The organism is Ideonella oryzae (assembly GCF_024055665.1).
Taxonomy (GTDB): Bacteria; Pseudomonadota; Gammaproteobacteria; order Burkholderiales; family Burkholderiaceae_C; genus Ideonella; species Ideonella oryzae.
The window spans coordinates 68,103-84,908 of the sequence record NZ_JAMXMC010000011.1 but is presented as its reverse complement, the minus strand read 5'-3'; the positions used below and the strand labels follow the sequence as shown (position 1 = coordinate 84,908).

At 68.5% G+C, this 16,806-nt stretch carries 17 protein-coding genes and 1 pseudogene; 10 read left to right on the top strand and 8 right to left on the bottom strand.

What is annotated here, in order from left to right:
* The first annotated feature begins 12 nt into the window (after positions 1 to 12).
* Both M0L44_RS22215 and M0L44_RS18130 read left to right on the top strand, forming a co-directional pair.
* Positions 13 to 537: an Imm21 family immunity protein gene (locus M0L44_RS22215; protein ID WP_354004145.1), complete on the top strand. Its 525-nt coding sequence runs from the start codon at positions 13 to 15 to the stop codon at positions 535 to 537.
* Between the two features lie 28 nt (positions 538 to 565).
* Positions 566 to 1,330 carry a DnaJ domain-containing protein gene (locus M0L44_RS18130; RefSeq protein ID WP_252771317.1) on the top strand — a complete coding sequence of 255 codons (765 nt, stop codon included), beginning with the start codon at positions 566 to 568 and terminating at the stop codon, positions 1,328 to 1,330.
* A 16-nt stretch (positions 1,331 to 1,346) separates the two neighbouring features.
* Here M0L44_RS18130 and M0L44_RS18125 read toward each other — a convergent pair whose 3' ends face one another.
* A complete protein-coding gene (locus M0L44_RS18125; RefSeq protein ID WP_252771315.1) occupies positions 1,347 to 2,057 on the bottom strand; it encodes a hypothetical protein in 711 nt (236 codons plus the stop codon).
* 95 nt (positions 2,058 to 2,152) lie between these two features.
* On the bottom strand, positions 2,153 to 3,562 hold the full coding sequence (locus M0L44_RS18120; RefSeq protein ID WP_252771314.1) for an FAD-binding oxidoreductase: 1,410 nt from the start codon (positions 3,560 to 3,562) through the stop codon (positions 2,153 to 2,155).
* 174 nt (positions 3,563 to 3,736) lie between these two features.
* On the opposite strand from M0L44_RS18120, the gene M0L44_RS18115 reads away from it, so the two are divergent.
* The 4 genes and pseudogenes from M0L44_RS18115 to M0L44_RS18100 all read left to right on the top strand — a co-directional run bounded on the left by M0L44_RS18115 (position 3,737) and on the right by M0L44_RS18100 (position 7,249).
* On the top strand, positions 3,737 to 4,723 hold the full coding sequence (locus M0L44_RS18115; protein WP_252771312.1) for a quinone oxidoreductase family protein: 987 nt from the start codon (positions 3,737 to 3,739) through the stop codon (positions 4,721 to 4,723).
* A gap of 25 nt (positions 4,724 to 4,748) precedes the next feature.
* Positions 4,749 to 5,717, top strand: a pseudogene (locus M0L44_RS18110) (LysR family transcriptional regulator).
* Complete coding sequence (locus M0L44_RS18105; RefSeq protein ID WP_252771310.1) at positions 5,714 to 6,610, top strand: DMT family transporter; 897 nt, start codon at positions 5,714 to 5,716, stop codon at positions 6,608 to 6,610. The pseudogene M0L44_RS18110 and the gene M0L44_RS18105 overlap by 4 nt, the downstream one beginning before the upstream one ends.
* Before the next feature lie 33 nt (positions 6,611 to 6,643).
* Positions 6,644 to 7,249: a cob(I)yrinic acid a,c-diamide adenosyltransferase gene (locus M0L44_RS18100; protein ID WP_252771307.1), complete on the top strand. Its 606-nt coding sequence runs from the start codon at positions 6,644 to 6,646 to the stop codon at positions 7,247 to 7,249.
* Between the two features lie 40 nt (positions 7,250 to 7,289).
* Here M0L44_RS18100 and M0L44_RS18095 read toward each other — a convergent pair whose 3' ends face one another.
* The 4 genes from M0L44_RS18095 to M0L44_RS18080 form a co-directional block, all read right to left on the bottom strand.
* A complete protein-coding gene (locus M0L44_RS18095) occupies positions 7,290 to 8,414 on the bottom strand; it encodes a 3-deoxy-7-phosphoheptulonate synthase (RefSeq protein ID WP_252771306.1) in 1,125 nt (374 codons plus the stop codon).
* 177 nt (positions 8,415 to 8,591) lie between these two features.
* Positions 8,592 to 9,389, bottom strand: a complete 798-nt coding sequence (locus M0L44_RS18090; protein WP_252771304.1) for a sulfotransferase family protein — start codon at positions 9,387 to 9,389, stop codon at positions 8,592 to 8,594.
* 128 nt (positions 9,390 to 9,517) lie between these two features.
* The gene (locus M0L44_RS18085) at positions 9,518 to 10,132 is read right to left on the bottom strand and encodes an acyltransferase (RefSeq protein ID WP_252771302.1); all 615 of its coding nucleotides are present in this window, start codon (positions 10,130 to 10,132) and stop codon (positions 9,518 to 9,520) included.
* A gap of 48 nt (positions 10,133 to 10,180) precedes the next feature.
* Positions 10,181 to 11,074 carry a glycosyltransferase gene (locus M0L44_RS18080; protein WP_252771300.1) on the bottom strand — a complete coding sequence of 298 codons (894 nt, stop codon included), beginning with the start codon at positions 11,072 to 11,074 and terminating at the stop codon, positions 10,181 to 10,183.
* 245 nt (positions 11,075 to 11,319) lie between these two features.
* On the opposite strand from M0L44_RS18080, the gene M0L44_RS18075 reads away from it, so the two are divergent.
* A complete protein-coding gene (locus M0L44_RS18075; RefSeq protein WP_252771298.1) occupies positions 11,320 to 12,720 on the top strand; it encodes a hypothetical protein in 1,401 nt (466 codons plus the stop codon).
* A gap of 33 nt (positions 12,721 to 12,753) precedes the next feature.
* On the opposite strand, the gene tldD is transcribed toward M0L44_RS18075, so the two are convergent.
* On the bottom strand, positions 12,754 to 14,217 hold the full coding sequence (gene tldD / locus M0L44_RS18070; protein WP_252771296.1) for a metalloprotease TldD: 1,464 nt from the start codon (positions 14,215 to 14,217) through the stop codon (positions 12,754 to 12,756).
* Between the two features lie 144 nt (positions 14,218 to 14,361).
* Here tldD and M0L44_RS18065 point away from each other — a divergent pair, with 144 nt between their 5' ends.
* Positions 14,362 to 14,727, top strand: a complete 366-nt coding sequence (locus M0L44_RS18065) for a hypothetical protein (protein WP_252771294.1) — start codon at positions 14,362 to 14,364, stop codon at positions 14,725 to 14,727.
* Positions 14,728 to 14,749: 22 nt separating this feature from the next.
* On the opposite strand, the gene rsmI is transcribed toward M0L44_RS18065, so the two are convergent.
* Positions 14,750 to 15,706, bottom strand: coding sequence for a 16S rRNA (cytidine(1402)-2'-O)-methyltransferase (rsmI, locus tag M0L44_RS18060; RefSeq protein ID WP_252771293.1), 957 nt, complete (start codon positions 15,704 to 15,706; stop codon positions 14,750 to 14,752).
* Here rsmI and M0L44_RS18055 point away from each other — a divergent pair.
* Both M0L44_RS18055 and M0L44_RS18050 read left to right on the top strand, forming a co-directional pair.
* Complete coding sequence (locus M0L44_RS18055) at positions 15,705 to 16,121, top strand: YraN family protein (RefSeq protein WP_252771291.1); 417 nt, start codon at positions 15,705 to 15,707, stop codon at positions 16,119 to 16,121. The genes rsmI and M0L44_RS18055 overlap by 2 nt on opposite strands.
* A 68-nt stretch (positions 16,122 to 16,189) precedes the next feature.
* Entirely contained in the window at positions 16,190 to 16,792 is a 603-nt protein-coding gene (locus M0L44_RS18050; RefSeq protein WP_252771289.1) for an SIS domain-containing protein, read from the top strand.
* Positions 16,793 to 16,806 lie beyond the last annotated feature (14 nt).

Here is a 16,806-nt window from a genome sequence, read left to right as displayed (position 1 = left end):
TGAGGTCGTGACATGAAGTCAATAGTTTCTGGCGGGGGACCTCTAGTCTGTGTTGAAATGGAAGTGGTAAATCGTTGGCGGGGACTCGCTGGCAATTCAGTTTCAGGTGACATTGAGCCGGATTTCCCGAATGACTATAAAAGGGCCTGCGCTGTTTCGGATTACCTCGGAAAGGTCTCAGTGGGCGATCGAGATGCATTGGTACTAGGCGATATGCCGCTTGAGACCTTAATCTGGACACCTCTAGGCGAGCTTCCAAGGATAGTGCGCGTTTATTACGGTGATCCCGGTGTTGACGTGGCATCTCTACTCGAGAAGACAATCAAAAGTACGCCTGATGATCCAGACGAAATGTTGCCAGTGGAGTTCAAGTCCTCTCTGATCCTTGTGTTTGATGCCGCATGTCTTGGGTCCGACGCAAGCATTGATAGACTTTCATTCGAGGTGCCCGTAGGGAGGTACATCGCAATGACGAAACATTTTCAACCTGACAACAGAACCTCAGTTCTCGTTCATTTTTTTGTGCCCTCTCAATAGCCAGCGGAAACAAGTGATCTGACTACTCATGCGCCGCGAACGCCGCAACCTCTACCGCCTGCTTCACGTCCAGCCCGAGGCCCCGCCCGAGGTCATCAAGGCCGCATGGCGGGCGCTGATGAGCACGCTGCGGGCCCATCCCGACCTGGGGGGCGACCCCGAGCTGGCGGCGAGGCTGAATGCGGCCTACGAGGTGCTGAGCGACCCGGAGCGCCGGGCGGCCTACGACCGCACCCTCAAGCGCCCGCCGCGCGCTTCGTCCATGCCACCGGCCGCGCCGCCTGCCGCGGCCCCCAAGCCGCCACCCCATGCGGCGTCCGCGCCACCGGCAGCGCAGGCGCGGCGCGGTGCGCCGTCACCGGCGTCGGCCACACCGGCCGATTGCCCCTTCTGCGGCTTCACCCGCCGCACACCGCTGGCCCAGGATCCGCGCTGCCTGCGCTGTGACAGCCCGCTCACGCCGGCGCCCAGCCGATCCGCCGCGCCCGAGTTGCTGGGGCGGCGACAGAGTGAGCGCTTCGAGCGCGTGGCGATGGTTGCGGTGTGGGTGAAGGGCGATGCCCGGCCCCGTCACGCCCGGCTCAAGGACCTGTCCTTCACCGGCCTGTCCCTGCTGTACCCGGTGGCGGTGCCGGTGGGCAGCATCCTGCGGGTCAAGTCGCCACAGTTCGAGGCCCTGGTCCAGTTGGTGGCCTGCCGGGCCCAGGCCGGGCAGTTCAGCCTGCACGGACAACTGCTGACCTTGGCGCTGGACCGCGCCGGTCGTGGCGTTTACGTGGACGCCAAGGCCTGAGCCGTTTCGGCGCCGTTCAGGGCAGGGTGCATGTGCCGCTGCCCCCGTCGCGCACATAGGCGTCGGTGGACAGGCTGCCAGCCGCGACGGTGACCACGTTCAGACCGGGGGCCAGGAACAGCGTGGCCTTGGGCCGGCTGCTGCTCAGCTGGGTCAGCGGCACGGTGTTCAGGCTCACGTTGAGCAGATAGCCGCCGTTGTCGAACAGGGTGACGTAAGGCTGGGTCAGGCCCGTCTGCGGGTTCAGCGCGCAACCCGGCGTCACCGTGGCGTAAGAGGTGCCGCTGGCCGCGGTTTCCAGGTCACCCGAGACACTGTTGCCCCGGGTGTCGGGGATGCACACATTGGGCTGGCCGGGGAAGGTGGGCGTGCCATCAAAGGCATAGCGGTCGGCCACCCGGGCGCTCAAAGTCACCTGCACCGTGTTCGGCTTGGCGGCCAGCCACACCGTGGCATCCGGCTGGGTGGCCGTCACCTGGGCCACCTGCGCCCCGTTGAGGCTGACCGTGGCGCGCGCCCGCTTGGCGGGCTGGTAGAGGCCCGCCGTCACCCGGGGCGACAGGCCCGCCGTGGGATGCAGCGCGCAGGACAGGGCGCTGTCGGCGTAGGTCTTGCCGCTGAGGCCGACCTGGATGCCGGCCGCGCCCGCCTGCAGGGCGGTGCCGGCCAGCGCGGCCAGCAGGGCACCGCGCAGCAGGTGGCTGGAGGGGCGGGGGGATGGGGACATGGCTGGCTTTCGGCTGGCTAAGGGATACCGAGATTATGTGCAAATTGCACACTTCATGGTCAACCCCCTGTTTGACGGGCCATCTCTTGCGCCCCTCAGGCCTGGAAGATCTTCCCCGGGTTCAAGATCTGATGCGGATCGAGCGCGGCCTTGAGGGCGCGCATCATCGCCACGCCGCCCTCGCCGGCCTCCTCCCGTAGAAAGCCCTGCTTGTGCAGGCCAATGCCGTGCTCGCCGGTGCAGGTGCCGCCGCTGGCGATGGCCCGGCGCACCAGCTGTTCGTTGAGCTGTTCCACCACCTCGCGCTCCTCGGGCCGGGCTGGGTCGATCAGGTAGATCATGTGGAAGTTGCCGTCGCCCACATGGCCCACCGCGGCATGGGGCAGGCCGGCGGCCGCCGCCTCGTCCAGGGCCTGCACCACGTTCTCGGCCAGGCGCGAGATGGGCACGCAGGCGTCGGTGGTGATGGCGCGGCTGCCCGGGCGCATCTGCAGGGTCGAGAAGAAGGCATGGTGGCGCGCCGCCCACAGCCGGGTGCGCTCCTCCGGCGTGGTGGCCCACTGGAAGTCCTCGCCGCCGTGTTCGCGGGCCAGTTCCTGCACCACCGCGGTCTGCTCGGCCACGCCCGCCGGGCTGCCGTGGAACTCCATCAGCAGCAGCGGGCTCTCCTTCAGCCCCAGGTGGTCGCGGGCGTTGACGGCGCGCACCGCGTGCGCATCCATCAGCTCGCAGCGGGCGATGGGCACGCCCATCTGGATGAGGGCGATGGTGGTCTGCACGGCGCTGGCCACATCGGGGAAGGAGCAGATGGCCGCGGCCACATGCTCGGGCAGTGGGTGCAGGCGCAGCGTGATCTCGGTGATGACGCCCAGCGTGCCTTCACTGCCCACCAGCAGCCGGGTCAGGTCGTAACCGGCGCTGGACTTGCGCGCCCGGGTGCCGGTGCGGATCACCTCGCCCTGGGCGGTCACCACCGTCAGGCCCAGCACGTTCTCGCGCATGGTGCCGTAGCGCACCGCGTTCGTGCCGGAGGCCCGGGTGGCCGCCATGCCGCCGATGGAGGCGTCCGCACCCGGGTCGATCGGGAAGAACAGCCCGGCGTGGCGCACCGCCTGGTTGAGCTGGGTGCGCAGCACGCCGGCCTGCACGGTCACCGTCAGGTCCTCGGGCTGCAACTCCAGCACCTCGCCCATGCGTGAGAGATCCAGCGACAGGCCGCCCTGCACCGCCAGCAGATGGCCCTCCAGCGAGGAGCCCGCGCCGTAGGGGATCACCGGCACCCGGTACTGGGCGGCCAGGCGCACGGCGTCGGCCACGTCCTCGGTGGACTGGCAGAACAGCACCGCATCGGGCGGGGGCACGTCGAAGGGGGATTCGTCGCGCCCGTGCTGCTGCCGCACCGCTGCCGCGGTGGAGAGCTGGGCGCCGAAGCGGGCCTGGAGCTGGGCCAGCATCTCGGCGGGCAGCGGACGCGGGGGCAGGCCGGGAAGGCAGGAGGCGTTCATGGGGGCAGGGCAGAACCGTGATCCGGCCATTGCACCGCATTCCGGCCGCGCCGGGGAGCGCGACGACCCGGTCATTCGTGCATTCCACGCACGGATGATGTTCGTCCGGATGTCTTTATACGATCCGGCACACGAAACTACGCTCTCGGGTCCACAAAGTCACGGGAGCAAGACATGGCGCAACAGGTGCGGGCCATCCGTCTGGAGGCCTTCGGCGGGCCCGAGGCCATGCAGCTGGTGAACATGGTGCCGCAAGCCCCGGGGCCGGGCGAGGTCTGGCTGGACCAGCTGGCCATCGGCGTCAACCCGCTGGATGTGCTGCAGCGCAAGGGGGCGGTGCCCCTGCCGCTGCCCACCGGCCTGGGCCTGGAAGGGGCGGGCCGGGTGGTGGCTGTGGGCGAGGGCGTGCAGCGTCTGGCCGCCGGGGACCTGGTGGGCTACGCCACCGGGCCGCTGGGCGCCTACGCCAGCGCCCGCTGCTTTCCCGCCGAGCGTCTGGTGCGCCTGCCCGACGGGCTCTCGCCCGAGCTGGCGGCGGCCACCCTGTTCAAGGGCATCACCGCCCAGTACCTGCTCAAGACCACCGGCCAGGTCGGGCCGGGCTCGCGCGTGCTGATCTACGGTGCTGGCGGGGCGGTGGGCCAACTGATGGCGGCCTGGGCGCGCCACCTCGGCGCCTTCGTGATGGGCGTGGTCTCCAAGCCCGCCAGCGTCGCCCGGGCCGAGGCTGCGGGCTGCCACAGCGTCTTCGTCTTCGACCCGGCCACGCTGCCGGCCCAGGTGGCCCAGGCCACCCAGGGGCAGAAGGCCGACGTGGTGTACGACGGCGTGGGGCGCGACACCTGGGCCGCCTCGCTGGACTGCCTGCGTCCGCGCGGCCTGATGGTGTCCTTCGGCGCCACGTCCGGCCCGCCGCCGGCGGTGGAGGTGGCCACGCTCAACGCCAAGGGCTCGCTGTTCCTCACCCGGCCCTCGCTGGCTGCCCACACCGCCACCGCGGCCGAGTACCAGGCCCGGGCGCAGGACGTGCTGGACGCGGTGACGGCCGGCGTCCTGCAGCCCCAGGTCTGGCGCCGCTACCCGTTGGCCGAGGCCGCAGCCGCCCATGCCGACCTGGAGCAGGGCCGCAACCAGGGCGCGCTGGTGTTGGTCGTCCCTTGAGGGCCCCTGAGGGCATTTGCCGCGCATGGACGCCTTCGACCCCCAGCACGCCGATGAACAGGCCACCCTGCTGGCCCTGCATGCGCTGGGCTCCTTCGCCGCGGCCGGGCGCGCCTTGCAGCGCCACCCCTCGGTGCTGTCGCGCCGCCTGAGCGCGCTGGAGGCCCGCCTGGGCGTGCGCCTGGTCGAGCGCTCCACCCGCCAGCTGCGCTTCACCGATGCCGGACAGCGCCTGGTCGAGCGCCTGCAGCAGGCCCGTCAACTGCTGGAGGAGGCCGAGCAGGAGGCTCGCCAGACTGCGCAGGACGTGCGCGGCCGGCTGCGCCTGGCGTTGCCAGCGGCCATGGGCCGGCGCCTGCTCAGCCCCATGATCGCGGCCTTTGCGCTGGCCCACCCGGAGGTGGTGCTGGAGGTGGAGTACGGCGAGCGCTTCGTCGACCTGGTGGGCGAGCGCTTCGACGCCGCGCTGCGCATTGGCGAGCTGGCCGACAGCCGCTTGGTGGCGATCAAGCTGCACGACCATGCGCGCTGGCTCGGCGCCTCGCCAGCCTACCTGGCCCGCCACGGCACGCCGGCCGAGCCGCAGGACCTGCGGCAGCACAACTGCCTGGGTTTCACCGGCCTGGCCAGCTTTCCGCAGTGGCGGCTGGAGCGGGCGGGGCAGGGCGCATCGATGCAGGTGGTGCCGGTGCGCGGCAGCCTGACCAGCAACGACAACGAGGCCCTGCTGAACGCCGCGCTGGCCGGTGTCGGCATCCTGGCGGCGGGCGATTGGCTGCTGGGTCCGGACCTGGCTGCCGGCCGGCTGCAGCGCGTGCTGCCGGGCTGGTAGCTGCGGGGCGATGGCGGCATCTACCTGGTGCGGCCCTCGGCCCAGTACACATCGGCGGCCCTGGCCGCCTTCCGCGCCTGGGTCCAGCACTGGTTCCAGACCCAGCCACCCTGGTGTGCCGCGGCCGCATCCACCACCGTCTTCCCGACCGACCTGCCATGAGCGCCACCACGCCTGCTCCCGTTCCCGCCGATGCCGCCGCGCAGTGGGCCTATCCCGCGCTCTTCGTGCTGCTGTGGAGCACCGGCTTCATCGGCGCCAAGTTCGGACTGCCCGATGCCGGGCCGCTCACCTTCCTGAGCTGGCGCTACGCTGCCGTGCTGTTGCTGATGGGTGCGGTCGTGCTGTGGGCCCGTGCACCCTGGCCGCGCGCGCCGTGGGCCTGGCTGCACATTGGCGTGTCGGGCCTGTTGGTGCATGGGGTCTACCTGGGCGGGGTGTTCACGGCCATCGGCCGCGGCCTGCCGGCCGGGCTCACCGCGCTGGTGGTGGGCCTGCAGCCGCTGGTCACCGCGCTGGGCGCCAGCCTGCTGCAGGGCGAGCGGCTGCGGCCGCCGCAGTGGCTGGGCCTGGGCCTGGGGCTGGCCGGCGTGGGCCTGGTGGTGGCGCAGAAGGCCCATGCCGCGGCCGGAGCGCCTTTGCTGCCGCTGCTGGCGCCGGCGGTGCTGGCACTGTTGGGCATCACCGCCGGCACGCTGTACCAGAAGCGCTTCTGCCCCGCCTTCGACCTGCGCACCGGCGCGCTGATCCAGTTCGCGCCCTGTCTGGTGGCCACGCTGGCGCTGGCTGCGGCCACCGAAAACCTGCAGGTGCGCTGGACCGGCCACTTCGTCTTCGCCCTGGGCTGGCTGGTGCTGGTGCTCTCGCTGGGCGCGGTCAGCCTGCTCAACCTGCTGATCCGCCGCGGCAGCGCGGTGCACGTGGCCAGCCTGTTCTACCTCACGCCCCCCACCGCCGCCCTGATCGCCTGGGCCCTGTTCGGCGAAACCCTGCACGGCCTGGCCCTGGTGGGCATGGCCCTGGCGGTGACCGGGGTGTGGCTGGTCCGGCGCTGAGCCCGGGCCGTCCAGTTCACTACACTGCAGCGCATGGCAAACCGACTCTCGCAGATCGCCACCCGCACCGGCGACGATGGCACCACCGGTCTGGGCGATGGCCAGCGCGTGCCCAAGCACCACGGGCGCATCGCCGCGATGGGCGATGTGGACGAACTCAACTCCCACCTGGGCGTGCTGCTGGCCGAGCCGCTGCCGGCCGATGTGCGCGAACTGCTGGTGGTCATCCAGCACGAGCTGTTCAACCTGGGCGGCGAGCTCTCCATCCCTGGCTACACCCTGCTCAAGGACGAGGCCGTGGCCCGGCTGGACGCTGCGCTGGCGCATTACAACGCCCAGCTGCCCCGCCTGGCCGAGTTCATCCTGCCGGCGGGCACGCGCAGCGCGGCGCTGGCCCATGTGGCCCGGGCCGTGGCCCGTCGCGCCGAGCGGGCGGTGGTGGCCCTGGCCGCGCAGGAGGCGGTGAACGACGCCCCGCGCCTGTTCCTCAACCGCCTGTCGGACCTGCTGTTCGTGCTGGCCCGCGTGCTCAACCGGGCCAACCTCGACGGCCTGGGCGGCGACGACGTCTACTGGCGCAGCGAGCGCCTGGCGGCCCAGCAGGGCGAGGCCGGGGACGACGTGCCCGACGGGACCTGAAGACAGTTTGCACGGGGCAGGGTGCCTGCCCCGTGTCGCCTCAGCGGGCCCGGCGCGCCTTCACCGCGTCGCTGAGCACCTTGAGCATGCCCACCGAATCGTCCCAGCCGATGCAGGCGTCGGTGATGCTCTGGCCGTAGCACAGCGCGCGCGGGTCATCCTTGCCAGGGCTGAACTTCTGCGCGCCGGCCACCAGGTTGCTCTCCACCATCACGCCGAAGATCTGGCGGCTGCCGCCGGCCAGCTGGGCGGCGATGTCGCGGGCCACATCCAGCTGGCGCTGGTGCTGCTTGCTGGAGTTGGCGTGGCTGCAGTCCACCATCAGGCTGGGATGGAGCTTGGCGGCTTCCAGTTCGGCGCAGGCCGCACCCACATGTTCGGCGTCGTAGTTGGGCGTCTTGCCACCGCGCAGGATGACGTGGCAGTCCTTGTTTCCGGCCGTGCGCACGATGGCCACCTGGCCGTTCTTGTGCACCGACAGGAAGTGGTGCGGCCGGCTGGCGGCCTGGATGGCGTCAAACGCGATGCGCAGGTTGCCGTCGGTGCCGTTCTTGAAGCCGATCGGGGCCGACAGGCCGGAGGCCAGCTCGCGGTGCACCTGGCTTTCGGTGGTGCGTGCGCCGATGGCGCCCCAGGAGATCAGGTCACCGATGTACTGCGGGCTGATGGTGTCCAGGAACTCGCTGGCGGCCGGCACGCCCAGGCGGTTGATTTCCAGCAACAGCTGGCGGGCGATGCGCAGGCCCTCGTCGATGCGGAAGCTCTGGTCCAGGTAGGGGTCGTTGATCAGGCCCTTCCAGCCCACCGTGGTGCGCGGCTTCTCGAAGTACACGCGCATCACGATCTCCAGCGTGTCCTTGTACTCCTCGCGCAGGTCCTTCAGGCGGCGGGCGTAGTCCACCGCGGCGGCCGGGTCGTGGATTGAGCAGGGCCCGACGATGACCAGCAGGCGGTCGTCGTGGCCGGTCATGATGTCGCGCACCGCATGGCGGGTGTGCTTGACCAGCTTTTCGACCGGCGTGCCCGCGATGGGGAAGAAGCGGATCAGGTGCTCGGGCGGCGGCAAGGGGATGACCTCCTGGATGCGCTCGTCGTCCGCCTCACTGGTGCGGTTGCTCGGGACCAGGGGGCGGACGTCGATGGGGGTGGTGGCTTTGGCGTTCATCGGGGTTGCTTGCGGTGGGCCGGACCGGCGAAAAAAAACCGCCGGGGGTTCCGGCGGTTTTCTGGGGGATTCGCGTGGGTTCAGGTGCGCGCGTTTGCCTCTCCAGCCGCCATACGGGGCGAGAACCAGTAAAAGGCAAAGAAAAATCGTTGGGCACGCATCACGAGGCCGAATGTATCACATCAACTGCGGCAGGTAGCCGTACTGCTTGCAGCCCTTCTGGCACAGCTTGCGCACCAGGGCCTGTTCCTGGGGGCTCAGGACCGCCTCCTCGGCGTGGCTGACCTCCTGGATGGCCATGCCCTCGAACCAGCTGGCGTCAAAGGGCTCCTCCAGGAATTCGCAGAGCTTGGCCAGTTCGCCCAAGGGATTGGCCGTGAAGTCCTCGTAGCGCACCTCGTACATGCGCTTGGGGTATGCCCTGCGCAGGGTCGTGATGTTCTCGATGGCCTCGCGCCAGTAGTTGGCGGCGCCCAGCGGCTCGAACTTGTTCATCACCTTGCCCAGCCGCAGGCTGGCCGCCACCTCCACCGGGTTGCGCACGATGTGAACGAAGCGCACTTCCTTCCAGTCCCCCAGCATGCCGGCGCCATAGACATTTTGCGGGGTCTTCTCGAACCAGCGCGTGGCCTCGGGCTTGTTGCGGGCGATGTACAAGGCCATGTAGCGATCGCACAGCTCGCGCCGGGTGCTCGACTTGGCCAGGATGTCGGCGAACTCGGCTTCGCTGATGCCATCAATCTCTCGGTGCTTTCTCAGCACCGGGTTGGTCTGAACGATGCGGGCATAGGCCGCAGAGCCGAAGGGCTCAGGCCAGCGGTAGAAGTGGGTCTCCTCCGGGCAGGCCAGATGGGGATGGCAGCGCAGCAGGTTCCTCAGCATCGTGGTGCCGGACCGCACGCAGCCGATGACGAAGAAAGGAGCGGGACGACGCGCTGGGGTGCTGGCGGGAGGAGAGAGGTCTGCTGCGTTCATTCGGGGTATGGCCTCTCGAAGAAGTCAGGCTACCGAGGCGGGCCCAATGATAAGCGGCAGGCCGCCAGCTCCTTTGCTTCTGGCGTGGAAGGGGCGCTAAACAGTGGCAGGTGGCCGGTCCGGGGTGTTCACGTCTTGGGCGCTGGGTTCTTCAGAGGCAGGCGTCGCCGATCCCAGGTCACGCCACTGCGAATCACCCTGGCGGGTATGCCCACAGCCAGACTCTGGGGCGGAAGATCCTGCGTGACGATGGAGCCCGTCCCCACGACGCAGTGGGCGCCAATGTGGACTCCTTTCATCACGTAGGTTCCGTAGCCGAGCCACACGTGGTCGCCGATATGGATGTCGCCGGGTGGGTTCAGTCGATCGCCGGTGGCTGCGTCCAGTACGCTGTGCATGTCACTGGTGTCCATGCGAACTTCCCCAGCGAACATGCAGTCCCTTCCGATGTCGATCACACCCGCTTCGTGCATGGTGATCTTCACGCCCATCGTTGTGGTCTTCTCCCCGATGCGCAGTCGGGTGTTCGCCTCGCGCAGGTGGATCTCCCCCCCTAGCACGCACTGAGCGCCGATGTCGATCATGCAATCGCTGGCGAACACGGTGATCCGCATGTTGGGAAACCGTGCTCCGGCCCCAACGGTGATGGTGTTGCCGCTGCCCTTGATCTCGATGCGGAGCTTGCCCGGAACATCGGGTGCTACCGAGACGAGGTTGCGTTCTCCATGGTCAATCAGTTCCATCGTGCGGCTCAGCGGCGAATCTTGAAGGGCTCAGACGGCAAGGGGGGGTCATCCTTTGGTCAACCAGTTTGTCAACCTGCGGTGCCATGGGTCTGATGTTGGTGCGGAGGAGGGGAGGGGCGGCGCCGCAGCCAGGGGAGCCTGAAGGGTGGAGGCGGCAAGCTCCGATGTCTTGTCGTCCACCGAACCGGCAGTTCGCCAGTGGCGTGCGTCGCTCTTGTAGCCCAGGGCGGCCTTCAGGTAGGTGGGGCCCAACTCGATCAGCTGGTGGGCCCGCGACACTGTCTCAATGCGAACCGACGACGCGTCCTGGCTGTCTGCACTGCGGCGGCGCTGCAGATCGGAGGCCACGGCGCGGGTGAAAATGCCCGGTCCCGAGACGCCAAGGATGTTCTTCAAGGCGGCCTGCGGATCCTGTCGGCACTGCCGGGACACGTTGTCGGCGGTGACCTCCATGGCCCGCCGCAGGCTGGGGTCACCCGCGTGTCCGCCGATCAGCCAGTTGCAGAGATTGCTGAGGCCGCGGCTGTCCCACTGGTAGACCAGACAGGTACCGGGTAGCTCGAACAGCTGTCCTAGGTTGGGACGCAGCACGATGTCGGCATCGACGTAGTGGCCACCGACGGAGTACAGCCAAGCCAGACGGAACACGTCGCACTTCATGGCCGGGTGGACGGCCAAATCGAAGGCTTCGACGATGGATGGGGCCAGATGCTCGACCAGATGGGCGCGGGCACGGGGTTCGTCGAAGAAAACGTACTCAACCGATGCCGACGAGCAGAGGTCGCGGGTCCGGTCCAGCAGGGTCTGAATCTGCGTTGGCGGGTGCCGGTCCCAGAACTGCATCACCCGCCTCGAGATGGTCACGGCAGGCGGTGGATGCGTCAGTTGCTCAGCGCGATGAAGGCCGACAAGATTGCAAGCCTCATCCAGTTTCAGCAAGGGTGGCAACAAACCTGTTCTCCGTGATCCAAGCGCTCCGACCATGGAATTGGAGCGCTTGCGAGCAAGTGTATGTGACAGCCTCGCCCGTGGAATCGGCATGTCATCGTCGGACTTGAGGGTCTTGAGACCCCAGGAAAGCGACTCAATTCCGCAGCAATTTCTCCTAACGGTGCCCGCCAAGCTGCCGATGACTAGAAGGCGCGGTGCCATCGGGGCGACCGCATCGATCAAGGAGCGCGGTCATGAAGGCGACGGCAAACGAAGGAAAGGGCAAGCGGAAGTCGCTTTCTCCGGGCTGGGTGGCATTGAGTGTCATGAGCTTGGCCATCCTGGCCGCTTGCGGTGGCGGGGGAGGTGGCACTGGGGGCGGCGGCAGCACCAGCGGCGGCACTTCCGAGCAGCCCTCCGGCGGTACCACCGACACCTCGGTGACCGTGGATGCGCTGCCCTCCGCTACGCATGCGCTCCGCGTCCAGGTGGACTCGAACTGGTCAGACTTGCAGGCGGCAGCGCTGGCGGCAGGCGGGACGCCGGTGATGGGTTGGAATCTGCGAGACACGAGCAAGACCATGGTGCCGGGGATGAAAGTCGCATTCTTCGGGGTTTCCGATCTTTGTGACACCGATGCCGCGAACGGTCCCGTGGTCTCGGGTGAGGACAGCCAGTTCTCCCGCGCACAGGCACTGACGGGCGTGGCAGCCACGGCCACGCGCACGGATTTGCGCTGGACGCCTTCTGGGGCCACCACAGCTTGCGCACCTTCTGCACAGAGCCTGACCGGCCCCAACTGGATCTTTGTGAATCCCGCCGACAGTGGTGGGGGCATCGGCATGCTGACGCAGGTGGGGCCCGATCTCAACGGGCAGCCCCCATTTCTGCAGGCCACCTCGTCTTCGGGCATTGATGGCAATGGGTACAACGCCAATGGACTCGCCAACTTCGTTGCATTCCGTCAGGCCTGGAACACGACGAGCGCCATTCGGCCCTGGGCAGCTTCCTCCGATGGCACGGCGGTGGATGCACGGGTTCTCACCCGTCAATCCATGGGGTCGGCTGACGTTGGAACGGGCTCGGGCGCGACAGTGCAGGTCAAGCAGCAGGTGATGGTGTCGCTGATCAATACCGAGTGCCAGAAGGGTACGCAACGGCCTTGCCAGATCCAGTATCTTTTCAATACGGCGGCTGTCCGCACGGGCGTGACCGACTGGGCGACCTATTCGCCAGCCACCAACGGAAAAGTGTGGTTTGACGCGGCGCAGGCCGGGCTTCCAATTGTGGCCGGGCTGGTTCCGGCCAAGGGCAAGACGGTCGTGGACACGGACTCTGGTCTGGCGCTCTACAGCTCTGCAGGGGCAGAGTCGCAGCACGCCACCTTCAGCAACCAGCCCTTCGACATGCGCGTCAGCTTTGCCCAGCTTCTGAATGCCGCCCGGATCATTGCTGCGCGCCAACTTGGCATCGCGCCTGCCCAGGTGACGGAAGAGCAGATGGCGGTTCGCTGGTCTTCCCAATGGAACCAGCCTTCTTCTTGGACATTGGTGTCCAGTACCTTTGGCCACGAAATCTACAACGACGCGGCAGGCACCCGCCACAGCCACATTGGTGGCGGCTTGGCGAGCCTTTACGTGGGGCCGGTTCGCTGAGCGTTCGGCACCGCCGCGCAAGGCGGTCTGCCGTCAGGCCGTCCCGCCAACCGTCAGCCCGTCCATGCGCAGCGTGGGCTGGCCCACGCCGACGGGCACGCTCTGGCCTTCCTTGCCGCAGGTGCCCACGCCGGTGTCCAACGCCAGGTCGTTGCCGATCATGCTGACGCGGTTCATCGCGTCCGGGCCGTTGCCGATCAGGGTGGCGCCCTTGACCGGGTACTGGATCTTGCCGTTCTCGACCCAGTAGGCTTCGGAGGCCGAGAACACGAACTTGCCGCTGGTGATGTCGACCTGGCCGCCGCCGAAATTGGTGGCGTACAGGCCGCGCTTGACCGAGGCGATGATCTCCTCGGGCGACTTGTCGCCGGCCAGCATGTAGGTGTTGGTCATGCGCGGCATTGGCACGTGGGCATAGCTCTCGCGCCGCCCGTTGCCAGTGGGTTTCACCCCCATCAGCCGGGCGTTCAGGCGGTCCTGGATGTAGCCGCGCAGGATGCCGTCCTCGATCAGCACATTGCGCTGGCTCGGGTTGCCTTCGTCGTCGATGTTGAGCGAGCCGCGGCGGTCGGCCAGCGTGCCGTCGTCCAGCACGGTCACGCCCTTGGAGGCCACCCGCTCGCCGATGCGGCCGGAGAAGGTGGACGAGCCTTTGCGGTTGAAGTCGCCCTCCAGGCCGTGGCCCACCGCCTCATGCAGCATCACGCCAGGCCAGCCTGGGCCCAGCACCACGGTCATCGGACCGGCGGGGGCTGGGCGCGATTCGAGGTTGGTCAGCGCCGCATTGACGGCCTGGTCCACATAGCTTTCCAGCTGGGCGTCCTGGAAGTAGCCCAGGCCGAAACGGCCGCCACCGCCGCCCGAGCCCACTTCGCGCCGGCCATTCTGCTCGGCGATCACGGTGATGGACAGGCGCACCAGCGGCCGCACGTCGGCCGCGCGGGTGCCATCGGCGCGTGCCACCAGCACCACGTCGTACTCGGCGGCCAGGCCGGCCATCACCTGCACGACACGCGGATCGCGTGCGCGGGCCATGCGCTCGATGCGTTCGAGCAACTCGACCTTCTGGGTGCTGTCCAGCGTGGCGATCGGGTCCAGCGGGGCGTAGAGCAGGCGGCTCTTGGCCACCTGGGTCTTGTTGCTCACCTTGACGCGACGGCTCTGCCCCGACGCGGCAATGGTGCGCACCGTGCGGGCGGCGTCCAGCAAGGCCGCTTCGGACAGGTCATCCGAATAGGCGAAGGCGGTCTTCTCGCCGGCGATGGCGCGCACACCCACGCCCTGGTCGATGGAGAAGCTGCCGCTCTTGACGATGCCCTCTTCCAAGCTCCAGCCTTCGTGGCGGGTGTACTGGAAGTAGAGGTCCGCGTCGTCCACCTTGTGCTCACCGATGGTGGCCAGGGCCCGGGACAGCGTGGACTCCGTCAGTTGATAGGGGTCCAGCAGCAGGCTTTGCGCCACTGCCAGCCGTTCGAGGGTGGGTTCACGGGAGATCATGCGATCGATTGTAGGGAGTCGGCCTGTTTACAGGTGTACACCCTTTCGGAGAGTCCGAGTCGGCGCGATCCCTATCTCGTGCGTTGAGACTGTCACCGGGGCGTGGCATCGTGCCCCGTGATTTCAGTCGAAGGAGGAACACCCATGATTCGCAAGACGTCTGCCCTCAGCCTGGCCCTGGCCGGTTTCATTGCCTGCGCCAGCTTCGCCGCCAGCGCCCAGACTGCCACCCCGCCCGAGCGTGGCGCCAGCACCCCGCACATCAAGCTGCGTCAGCAGCGCGAGGCCGCCCGCATCAACCAGGGCGCCACCAGCGGCGAGCTGACCCAGCGCGAGAGCACCCGTCTGGACAACCAGCAGCAGCACATCGACAACATGGAAACCAAGGCCTCGGCTGATGGGACCGTGACGACCCAGGAACGCACGCGCATCCGCTCGGCCGAACGCCGCGCCAACCGCGACATCGCCCGCAAGACGCACAACGAGCGCGGCGCCTCGGCACCGCAGTGAGGGAGCGGGCAGCGGCCGGTGTTCAGCCGGCCGCGTCCTCGTCATCCCCGGTCTGCTGAGCCGCCTGACGCCAGGCCAGTGCCTGCTCGTACAAGGCATTGCGCGGGGCGCCGGTCAACTCCGAGGCCAGGGCCACGGCCTGCTTCAGCGGGAGATCCCGTGTGAGGACGCGCAGGGCTCTCTCCACCTCGGGCGGCAAGCCGGGATCGTCGACACGGGCAGGCGCGGGCGCATGCAGGACCAGTGCGAACTCCCCTTTGCGACGTTGCGCGTCGGCCGCGAACCAGGCCGGCAATTGCAATGCAGGCAGGGTGTCGATCTGCTCGAACTGCTTGGTCAATTCGCGGCAGACGGTCACCGGCCGATCGGGCGCCAGCTCGGCCAGGCGATCTGCGAGTGACTCGATCCGGTGGGGTGCCTCGAACAGCACGGTGGGGCAGGGTTGGGCCAGTGCGGCCTGCAGCCCCGTTTCACGATCCTGTCCTTTGGCAGGCAGGAACCCGGCGAAGTGGAAGCCCGGGCCCGCCGCGCTCACGCAGCCGGCCGCGCTCAGCGCAGTCACCACCGCGCTGGGCCCGGGCAGGGGCAGCACCCGGTGGCCGGCCGCCCGCACCAGATGGGCCAGCACGGCGCCAGGGTCTGACACGGCGGGCGTGCCGGCATCGCTGAGGTAGGCCACCCGCTCGCCCTGGGCCAGCCGGGCCAGCACCTTTTCCGTGGCGCTCTGCTCGTTGTGCTCGTGCACGGCAATCAGCGGCTTGTCCAGCCCCAGGTGGCGCAGCAAGCCTGCCGTGACGCGGGTGTCCTCGCAGGCCACCGCGTTGACCAGGGAGAGCGCATGCACCGCACGCAGGCTGAAGTCCGCCAGATTGCCGATGGGGCTGGCGACCACGTACAGGGTGGCGGCGGGATACTGCTGGGCACCGGCTGCGGTGGCAGCAGCCTGGAGCAGGGACAGGGAAGCAGAGGAAGCGCTCATGTGGTTCAGTAAGCCCCGGAAGGACCCGGCGTCGGCCCAGGCCGACGCTCAGGTGCGCGCGGTCACCGGCCGCGCGGCGGAGGATCGGGCCCTGGCGCATCTGCAGGGCCAAGGCTTGCGCCTGGTGCAGCGCAATTATCGGGTGGCGCGTGGCCCCTCCCGCCGCGGCGGCGAGATCGACCTGATTCTGCGCGAGCCCGATGGCACCCTGGTCTTCGTGGAAGTCCGCGCTCGTCAGGCGCGCGGGCATGGCGGAGCGGCCGCCAGCGTGACCTTCGCCAAGCAGCGCAGCCTGGTCTATGCGGCCCAGCACTACCTGCTGCGCCTGCCCACACTGCCGCCTTGCCGCTTCGATGTAGTGGCCGTCGACGGCGAGGCGTTGGAATGGTTGCCTGGCGCCTTCGATGCCGGCTGAAACACCGGGAACTCGCCGCCGGCCCGGGGTTCATACCCAGGACATGCCCGCGCTTATGATCGGCGCCCATGCTTGAAGCCCGTATCCAGCACCATTTCTTCGAGACCGCCGACCTGCTGTACCAGGTCGCCGAGTCCTTGTCCCGCCCCATCGCCGAGGCGGCCCAGGCGGCCGTTGGCTGCCTCACCGCGGGCGGCAAGCTGCTGGCCTGCGGCCAGGGGGCGGATGCCGATCTGGCCGCCATGCTGTGTGGCGCGCTGACGCTGCGCTTCGAACGCGAGCGCCCGCCCCTGGCCGCGCTGGCGCTGGGGCCTGGCCTGGGGCGCCCGCTGGCGCTGCCGCCCGCACCGGGGCATGGCGAGGATGTCTTTGCCGCCCAACTGCGTGCCCTGGGTCACCCGGGCGACCTGTTGGTGGTCTTCGCCGGTCTTTACAGCGACGATCTGGCGCTGCGCGCCGTGGTTCAGGCCGCGCATCAGCAGGAAATGAGCGTCGTGCTGTTCACCGGCGGTGACCCGGGGCCCTGGCCCGACCTGCTGGTGGAAACCGACGTCTGGGTGCCGGTGGCCACGGCCCGGCCGGCCCGTGTGCGCGAACTGCACCTGATGGCGGCACACGCTCTGTGCGATGCCATCGACATGCAATTGTTGGGCGAGGAGTCGCCCGCCTGAGGTGTCCATCCCGG